Genomic DNA, 8,851 nt, shown 5'->3' with positions numbered 1-8,851 from the left:
GCAGCTGGGCCGCTCCCTGCTGGTGGCGCTGACGCCCGAGGCCCAGGCGCAGGACGCGGCCTTCATGCAGGCCAAGGTGGCCACGGCGCGCTTCTATGCCGAACACATCCTGGTGAAGGCCGGCGCCACGCGCGACGCCATCGTCGGCGGCGCGGCCAGCGTCACGGCCCTGGCGCTCGAAGCCTTCTGAGTCCGCAGCGGGCGATGCCTGCCTGTCGCCCATCGGACGGCAGGTGCTGCGCCCGGCCCCTATAACTTCGCCCGAACCATCGATTCACACGAGAGGAGACTTTTCCATGTCCAGACTGCCCGGCGCGCTTGCGCATCTGCCGCTGCCGATCATCGGCTCCCCCCTGTTCATCATCAGCAATCCCAAGCTGGTGATCGCGCAATGCAAGGCCGGCGTGGTCGGCTCGATGCCCGCCCTCAACGCGCGCCCCGCGGCCCAGCTGGACGAGTGGCTCGCGGAGATCACCGAGGAACTGGCGGCCTACAACAAGGCCAATCCGACGAAGCCGGCAGCGCCCTTTGCCATCAACCAGATCGTGCACAAGAGCAATGACCGCCTCGAGCACGACATGGAGCTGGTCGTGAAGTACAAGGTGCCGATCATCATCACCTCGCTGGGTGCCCGTACCGACGTCAACGATGCAGTGCACAGCTATGGCGGCGTGACGCTGCACGACGTGATCAACAACAGCTTTGCAAAGAAGGCCGTCGAGAAGGGCGCCGATGGGCTGATCGCGGTCGCAGCGGGAGCCGGGGGCCATGCGGGCGTGAAGAGCCCGTTTGCGCTCATCCAGGAGATCCGCGAATGGTTCGACGGCCCTGTGGCGCTGTCGGGCTCCATCTCGACGGGCAGCGCGGTGCTGGCCGCCCAGGCGATGGGCGCCGACTTCGCCTACATCGGCAGCGCCTTCATCGCCACCGAAGAGGCCCGTGCCAGCGAGGCCTACAAGCAGGGCATCGTCGACGGCACCTCGGACGACATCGTCTATTCGAACCTGTTCACCGGCGTGCACGGCAACTACCTGGCGCCCAGCATCGTCGCGGCGGGCATGGATCCGGCCAACCTGCCGGAGGGCGACGTCAAGACCATGAACTTCGCCACCGGCGAGGGCAGCAAGGCCAAGGCCTGGAAGGACATCTGGGGTTCGGGCCAGGGCATCGGCGCCATCAAGAAGGTGCAGCCGGCGGCCGAATTCATCGCCCAACTGCGCCAGCAGTACGAGGACGCACGCCACCGGCTGGTCGCCTGATCCGGCGTCATCCCCGCGCCGAAGCGCCCGCCCGCCGTTGACGGCCGGCGGGCGTTTTCATGAGGGCGTGCTCACCGCGGCTCAGATGAGGTTGCGCATGGCCTGGGCGGCCTCGCGCAGCACGGGCAGCACGCGGGCCACGGCGGCTTCGCTGCCCTCCTGCCCCATCGGCATGGTGACGTTGAGCGCACCGTGCACCTCGCCATGGTGGTCGCGCAGTGGCACGGCGATGCCGCGCGAGTTCAGGTCCAGCTGCTGCTCGGACAGGGCCCAGTCCTGGGCGCGGACGCGCGCCATCTCGCGCCGCAAGGCCTCCGGGTCGGCCAGCGTGAAGGACGTGAACACCTGGAGCTTGCGGCCCGTCCACCAGGCTTGGGACGCGGCTTCTGGCAGCAGCGCCAGCATGAGCAGGCCGGCTGCCGTGGTCTGAGCCGGCACGCGCGCGCCCAGCACGTAGCCGGTGCTCATCTGCCGCTGCGGGCCGTTGCGGGCGATGTAGACCACGTCGTCGCCGTCCAGCACGCTGAGATAGGCCGTCTCGTGCGTGCCCACGGCCACGCGCTGCAGGAAGGGCTGCGCGATCCGCGGCAACCGCGCCGAATCGAGATACGACTGGCCCAGCCGCAGCACGCGCGGTGTGAGCCAGAACAGCTTGCCGTCGCTGGCCACATAGCCCATGTGCTGCAGCGTGAGCAGGTAGCGCCGCGCCGCCGTACGGGTGAGGCCGGTGCGCTGGCCGGCCTCGCTGGCCGTCATGCGGGGATGGGCGTCGTCGAAGGCCTCGATGATGCCGACGCCACGCTCCAGACCGGCAATCCAGTCGCGCCGGTCCAGGCCGGCGGGAACGTCGTCGTCCTGCGTCGGGAGCAGGGAGGAGGGCCGAGAATCGCGGCTTTCGTCCCCGTGCGGCGGCTCGGAGTTGGCGGAGGAGGTGCGGCGTCGGGTGACCACGTACAAACCCTTAACACGTTCGTTGATCGTTCAGTGTTGGGCGATTATCGAACGTCAGCCTCCACGAGTGGCGGACGCGTGCTCCCTTCGGCTTCTACAGTCCCGGCCGTTGTTCGTGCGGCGCCGATCCCGATTCCACTGCCGCATCCGACTCCTGGAGTGAACGACCCGATGGCTTCCATCACCGGCAAGACCGACCTCTACCTCATCCCTGGCGACCCCGTCACCAATGTGCGCCTGCCGCGCATGTTCAACGCCGTCTTCGAGCGCTGCGGCATCGACGCCGTGATGGTGCCGGTGCAGGTGCGCGCGCGCGACTTCGCGGTGTGGCTCAAGGCCAGCTTCCTGGGCCACAACGTCCGGGGCATGCTGATCGCACCGCCGCACAAGCCGCTGGCGGTGGACCTGCTCGACGGCTGCGGCCTGTTCGCTCGCGTCGCAGGTTCGGTCAACATCGTGCGGCGCACCCGCAGCGGCGAGTTGGAGGGTGACCTGTTCGATGGCGAAGGCATCGTCGGTGCGCTGGACTGGTTCGGCATCCCTTTTCGCGGACAGCGTGTGCTGATCCTTGGCGCGGGCGTGAGCGCCGCGGCCATCGGGGTGTCGCTGGCCGAAGGCGGTGGCGACGATGGCGCGCGCCACATCGCCTTCTATGACCCGGCCGCAGGCAAGGCCGCCGGCACTGCCGCACGCATCGATGCGGCCTTCGACGCCGAGGTGGTCGCCGCGGCCTCGGCCGATCCGTGGGGCTACGACCTCGTCATCAACGCCACCCAGGTAGGCCTGCAAGGCGAAGAAGTCTTGCCCTGCGACGTGGCCCGCCTCGCGCCCCACGCGGCCGTGTTCGACATCCTGCTGCGCGGCCAGCCCACGCCGCTGGTGCGCGCCGCGCGTGCGCGCGGCCTGCAGGCCCAGCCTGGCTTCGAGATGCTGATCCAGCAGATGGCGCACTACTTCGACTACTTCGATCTGCCGCAGGCCGCGGCCCTCGTGCGCGAGGACGCCGGCTTCCTGCGGCAGATCATCTACCCGGCCGAGCTCCAGGCCGAGATCGCCCAGGCGCCCCGGGGCCGCCAGGGCTGATCGCATCTCGCGATATTCCGCTTCCACGACTGCTTCCATGATTTCCGGCAAGACCACCCTCATCGCCCACATTGGCTATCCCACCGAGAGCTTCAAGGCTCCGATGATCTACAACCCCTGGTTCGACAAGAAGGGCATCGACGCGGTGGTGGTGCCCCTGGGCGTGAAGCCCGAGGACTACGCGGCCTTCCTGCCGCTGCTCTTTCGCATGAGCAACATCCGCGGCGCCCTGGTGACCATGCCGCACAAGGTGACGACCATGTCGCTGGTCCACGAGACCACGCCCACCGCGCGCATCGCCGGGGCCTGCAATGCCGTGTTGCTGCGCGAAGACGGCACACTGCTCGGCGACCAGTTCGACGGAGCCGGCTTCGTGCGCGGCGTGGAGCGCAAGGGCCGCAGCTTCCGCGGTGCGCGCGTGCTGGTCTCGGGTGCAGGTGGCGTGGGCTGCGCCATCGCGGCTTCCATTGCGGCGGCGGGGGCTGCGCACATCTCGCTCTTCGACCTGAACACGGCGTCGGTCGAAGGCTTGGCCGAGCGCCTGCGTGCCCACTATCCGCAATTGACGGTGAGCACCGGCTCCAACGACCCGGCCGGCTACGACGTGGTCGTGAACGCCACGCCGCTGGGCATGAAGGAAAGCGACCCGCTGCCCTTCGACGTGGAGCGCATCGCACCCACGACGTTCGTGGGCGAGGTCGTGATGAAGACCGAATACACGCCGCTGCTCAAAGCCGCCATGGCGCGCGGCTGCCAGGTGCAGGTGGGCACGGACATGCTGTTCGAGATGATTCCGGCGTATCTGGAGTTCTTCGGCTTTGGTACGGCCACGGCAGAGGAACTGCGCGAGAGTGCGACGTTGAAGTACTGATTCGCCGCGCACTGCTGTGAGGACGCCGCCGACCGCAAGGTCCGGCGGCGTTTTGCTTGGGCGCCAATCAGTCTGTGGTGCGAGCCGTGCTGAAGTGATCCAGTCGACGGGGTGTGCAGACGACGAGTGTGAATACCTAAGTGTTCATCCTCTGGCCTCGCCATCTGGCAGGCCGATGCTGCACGGTGGACTACTTCACGGACTCTGAGGATTGCTTGTTCGGTGTCGCGGCATCGCGTGACTTCTCGGCTTAAATCGAAGCAACCACCCGCGAGCGAGGTGGATGAATTCGAAAGCAGGGAGGTCTTCAATGAGTACGGCAAGCGTGAGCCTGCGCCGGTGGCGCAGCCATGACCAGCGAGGGCTGGTCCCCAATCCAGCATCGACGTTGCAACGCCCCCGCATGCATCCGGTGCCCCGCCTGCATCGGGTCGACCAGGCCCTTCTTCCGCGTTGACCGAGGCACCGATGGCCGTCTCCCGGAAGGCGCTCTTCGGCAAGCTGAACACCACGCTGTTCCGTGCCGTCGAGTCGGCCGCGGCTTTCGCACGCCTGCGCGGCAATCCCTATGTAGAGCTTGTTCATTGGCTGCACCAGCTCTGGCAGCTCCCGAACACCGACATGCATCGGGTCGCCCATCACTTCGGGATCCAGCCCGGGGAAGTCGATGCCGGGTTGGTACGTGCACTGGCTGCCCTGCCGAATGGCGCAACCTCCCTGTCGGACATCTCGTACCACGTGAGCGACGCCGTCGAGCGGGCATGGGTCGTCGCCAGCGTGGAGTTCGGCGCGGACCGCATACGCAGCGTGTGGCTGCTGCTTGCACTCCTGCAGTCGGAAGAACGGCGTACGCGGTTGCTGCGGATCGTTCCTGCGTTTTCACGCATCGACGTCGATCGCTTGGTCAAGGAGCGGTCAACGATCGTCGAGGCTTCATCGGAGGCCCGGGACGGTACGTCTGACGGCATGGGCCGTGAGTCCGAGGTCGCATTCGGCGCACCTACGGGCGATCCCACATCTTCGACCAGCTCCGCCCTGACGCGCTATTGCAGCGATCTGACGGCACGTGCGCGGGCGGGCCAGATCGATCCGGTCATCGGCCGACAGGTCGAGGTGCGCGGCCTGGTCGACATCCTGCTGCGACGGCGGCAGAACAATCCGCTCCTGACGGGCGAAGCGGGGGTGGGCAAGACGGCGATCGTGGAAGGTCTTGCCCTTGCCATCGACCGTGAAGAGGTGCCGCCCGCACTCCGTGATCACCGCCTGCTCGCCGTGGACATCGGCGCCATGCTGGCAGGCGCGGGCGTCCGCGGTGAATTCGAGGGCCGGCTCAAAGGTCTGCTGGAGGATGCCAGCCGCGCCGTCCCCCCCGTGATTCTCTTCATCGATGAGGTCCACACCCTGGTGGGTGCAGGAGGACAGGCGGGCACTGGCGACGCGGCCAACCTTCTCAAGCCTGCGTTGGCGCGAGGACACCTGCGCACGATCGGTGCGACGACCTGGGCTGAGTACAAGCGGCACATCGAGAAGGACCCGGCGCTGACGCGGCGCTTCCAGGTGCTGCAGGTGGCCGAGCCGGAAGAGGGCCCAGCCGTCGACATGCTCAGAGGGTCGTCGAAGGCATTTGCAGCGCACCACGGTGTGCTGATCATGGACGAAGCCGTTCGTGCAGCCGTCGCACTCTCGCGGCGTTACCTGCCCGCGCGTCAGTTGCCGGACAAGGCGATCAGCCTGCTGGACACGGCCTGCGCGCGCGTGGCCATGTCGATCCACGCGCCACCAGCAACCGTCGAGCTCGCACGACATCGGGTGGCGGCGCTGGAGGTCGAGTTCGAGTTGCTGCAAAGGCAGGCCGTCCTCGGCATCGGCGGCGGCGCTACGGCCGAGTGTGCGCATGCCGTGCAGACACGCCTGGCCGAGGCGCGCGACCAGCTGACCATGCATACGAGTAAATGGGGTGCCCAGGTCGAACGGATCCGCCGCGTCGTTGCCCTGCGGCAGCAGTTGCTCGATGGCTGCGCAGACGCCGTTGTGCATGCATCACCCGCTGCGCCCCAAGTGGTGGCCGAACTGTCAGCGCTGGAGTCCGAGCTGGCGGCGGACGCGCAACTGGGTCGCGCGCAGGTGGATGAAGCCGCTGTTGCTGAGGTCCTGGCCGACTGGACGGGCATTCCCGTCGGCCGCATGGTCAGTGACGACGTCAAGGCGGTCGCCCGGTTACGGGCACGCCTGGCCGAGCGCGTGGTCGGGCAGGATCACGCGCTGAGCGTGATCGCAGACCGGGTGCAGGCGGCCAAGGCGGGACTCACGGATGCGGACAAGCCGGTTGGCGTGTTCATGCTGGTGGGGCCGTCTGGCGTTGGCAAGACGGAGACCGCGCTCGCACTGGCCGATGCGTTGTATGGCGGCGCACAGAACATGGTCACCATCAACATGAGCGAGTTCCAGGAGGCGCACACCGTTTCCACGCTCAAGGGAGCGCCGCCCGGCTACGTGGGCTATGGCGAGGGCGGTGTGCTGACCGAAGCGGTCCGGCGCCGCCCCTACAGCGTCGTGCTGCTCGACGAGGTCGAAAAGGCGCATCCAGACGTGCACGAACTCTTCTTCCAGGTTTTCGACAAGGGCTGGATGGAAGACGGCGAAGGACGCCGCATCGATTTCCGGAACTGCCTCATCCTGCTGACGAGCAACGCGGGGGCCGACGTGCTGGTCGACGTGGTCGAGCGGCATGGGCCTGATGCCGATGTCGCGTTCATGGCAGACAGCCTGATGCCCGCGCTGCGCGAGGTCTTTCCGGCGGCCTTTCTGGGCCGCCTGGCCGTCGTTCCCTATCACCCGCTGCAGACGACTGCCTTGTCCACCCGCGAGCTTCCTCCACATCGCTGGCGTCGGCCTGCGGGTCGACCATGTGCCCGCAGGGCCGCTCTGGGATCGTCTTCAGCGGCGGGCACCCGCGGACGAAGATGCGCATGAGCCGCCCGGCGGGCTTGCCCGCTGCACCGACCAGGCCAATCTGTTCCGCAGTGCTGCCTTGCGGGCCGCGATGACCTACCGGCCGGCCAAGGGCGAGCGCGGCCGCTTCGTCGAGAACTATCCCGTACCCATGACGATGGCGGTACCCCTTGCGCCCAGGAGGACGGGCGATGCACTGGAGGCGTGGGCGCGCGAATACCGGAACGAGTTGAAGTGGCAGTTGCGCAATGGCCCCGCGGCCATGGCGTTTCACGACCTCGCGCCTCGATTGATGAACCTGGAACGCGGTGGCGCCGTGGCCTTTCACGACGCCTTGCAGGCATTCGATCGGGAGGGCGATCTCAACAGCCTGATCCTGTGGGCAGAAGACGGCTACGCGGTGAGGGCGGTGCACGGTGGATGGGAGCCTCCGGCCAGCCAGCCAGCCGAATCGCTGGAGAGCATCCTGTCCAGACCTAAACGACCTGGGCAATTGCGTGACAGCTTTTCCGCCATCCTGTTCAAGCGCCCGGAGGCCGCGGAGTGGTTGCGGGAGTGGTCGCTGCATGTGGCCGACAGGAGCGATGTGAGCACCTTTGCCAACGGCGTCACCGCGCGAGGCGCCCATGGCTATGGGGGACTGCATCAGCGTGTCTACGACGATGGCGCCTATTTCGACGCGCCGCCGAACGGCTTTATCCCCACACCCAATGTGCCCGTGCCGTGGAGCCGGCCGCAGTACGAGCAGTACAGCGCAATGCCGACCTTGGCGCTCATGCTGCGTCCGGAGTTCGCCTTCTTTCAGCCCGACATGTCGGCCGACCGATTGGCGGAACTGCTGGAAGGTGCCCTGGGCAAGGTGTTGGGGACGCCAGCGCTGCGCACGCGGCCGCCCACGCGGATTTTCTACAGCGCGCCCGCGGACGTCAGTCGCCCAGCGCTGCTTGCACGAAGCCTGGCACGTGTTGCGCCGCAGGCCGGGCTGATGAATGCCAGTACCGCCTTCGGGCTGGAGCAATGCCTGGGCGGCGATCTTGGCGCCGCCAGCATGAATGCTGGCCTCGCGCTCGGCGCCATCGCCGTGTGGGAAAGCGCAGAGCCTGCACTGGTCGTCAACCTGCGCGACCCGGGCGGCGCCGTGGTGTGCGGGCTCTGGCCTGTAGCCGACGACTACCGCAAGACCCTGAATCCCCGTCCCTATGTGATCTGACCATGGCAGCCCAACCCCTCATCATCCAGCACGACAAATGGCGCAAGGGCCAGGGCGGCGCGCCTGCGGGCGTGGCCGGCGAAAGCGACGGCAGCAGCTATGCCGGGCTGGACCTGAACCTCATCACCTTCACGGCCAGCCAGTTCAGCAGTAGCAGCTTTTCGTCGACCAGCTTCCAGGATGCGCAGTGGTCCGGCTGCGCCTTCACGGGCTGCATGTTCGTCGACTGCGACATGCAGCGCATCCAGATCATGGGCTGCACCTTCGGCGCCTGTACTTTCGACGGGGCCAAGCTGGCGCACTGCACCTTCACCGACTGCCGATTCACCGACTGCACCTGGCGTGGCCTGAATTTCGACCATGGCCAATGGCAGCAGGTGGCCCTGCTGTCGTGCAAGGGCACCGACATCACCGCCCAGCACCTTCACGGACAACAAGTGGACTTCACGGGCAGCCAGTTCGAGAACATGCAACTGGCGCATGCCCAGATCAACCACTGACCTCGCCATCTCCACGCTGTCACAC

At 67.2% G+C, this 8,851-nt stretch carries 8 protein-coding genes; 7 read left to right on the top strand and 1 reads right to left on the bottom strand.

Features of this window, described 5'->3' with window-relative positions; genetic code table 11:
- Together BXA03_RS25740 and BXA03_RS25735 are read left to right on the top strand one after the other, a co-directional pair.
- Nucleotides 1-190 (top strand): acyl-CoA dehydrogenase C-terminal domain-containing protein (locus BXA03_RS25740; RefSeq protein ID WP_200803438.1); only part of this gene is annotated, 190 nt, incomplete at its 5' end.
- Between the two features lie 106 nt (nt 191-296).
- Nucleotides 297-1,259 carry an NAD(P)H-dependent flavin oxidoreductase gene (locus BXA03_RS25735; protein ID WP_076512029.1) on the top strand — a complete coding sequence of 321 codons (963 nt, stop codon included), beginning with the start codon at nt 297-299 and terminating at the stop codon, nt 1,257-1,259.
- An 81-nt stretch (nt 1,260-1,340) separates the two neighbouring features.
- Here the strand turns inward: BXA03_RS25735 and BXA03_RS25730 are convergent, their stop codons facing one another.
- Nucleotides 1,341-2,129 (bottom strand): IclR family transcriptional regulator domain-containing protein, encoded by a 789-nt coding sequence (locus BXA03_RS25730; RefSeq protein WP_076512035.1) that lies wholly within the window; start codon nt 2,127-2,129, stop codon nt 1,341-1,343.
- Between the two features lie 252 nt (nt 2,130-2,381).
- Between BXA03_RS25730 and BXA03_RS25725 the strand changes: the two genes are divergently transcribed.
- The 5 genes from BXA03_RS25725 (at nt 2,382) to BXA03_RS25705 (ending at nt 8,826) form a co-directional block, all read left to right on the top strand.
- Nucleotides 2,382-3,293 (top strand): shikimate dehydrogenase family protein, encoded by a 912-nt coding sequence (locus BXA03_RS25725; protein WP_076512028.1) that lies wholly within the window; start codon nt 2,382-2,384, stop codon nt 3,291-3,293.
- Between the two features lie 37 nt (nt 3,294-3,330).
- On the top strand, nt 3,331-4,164 hold the full coding sequence (locus tag BXA03_RS25720) for a shikimate dehydrogenase family protein (protein WP_076512027.1): 834 nt from the start codon (nt 3,331-3,333) through the stop codon (nt 4,162-4,164).
- Nucleotides 4,165-4,632: 468 nt separating this feature from the next.
- Nucleotides 4,633-7,137 carry a type VI secretion system ATPase TssH gene (gene tssH, locus BXA03_RS25715; protein ID WP_076512026.1) on the top strand — a complete coding sequence of 835 codons (2,505 nt, stop codon included), beginning with the start codon at nt 4,633-4,635 and terminating at the stop codon, nt 7,135-7,137.
- Between the two features lie 70 nt (nt 7,138-7,207).
- Nucleotides 7,208-8,326 (top strand): DUF2875 family protein, encoded by a 1,119-nt coding sequence (locus BXA03_RS26785; RefSeq protein WP_076512025.1) that lies wholly within the window; start codon nt 7,208-7,210, stop codon nt 8,324-8,326.
- 2 nt (nt 8,327-8,328) lie between these two features.
- On the top strand, nt 8,329-8,826 hold the full coding sequence (locus BXA03_RS25705; protein ID WP_076512024.1) for a pentapeptide repeat-containing protein: 498 nt from the start codon (nt 8,329-8,331) through the stop codon (nt 8,824-8,826).
- Nucleotides 8,827-8,851: the final 25 nt, after the last annotated feature.

It is taken from the genome of Pseudacidovorax sp. RU35E (assembly GCF_900156165.1).
In the GTDB taxonomy this organism is placed as follows: Bacteria; Pseudomonadota; Gammaproteobacteria; order Burkholderiales; family Burkholderiaceae_C; genus Xenophilus.
This window is presented reverse-complemented; position numbering and strand designations above follow the sequence as displayed.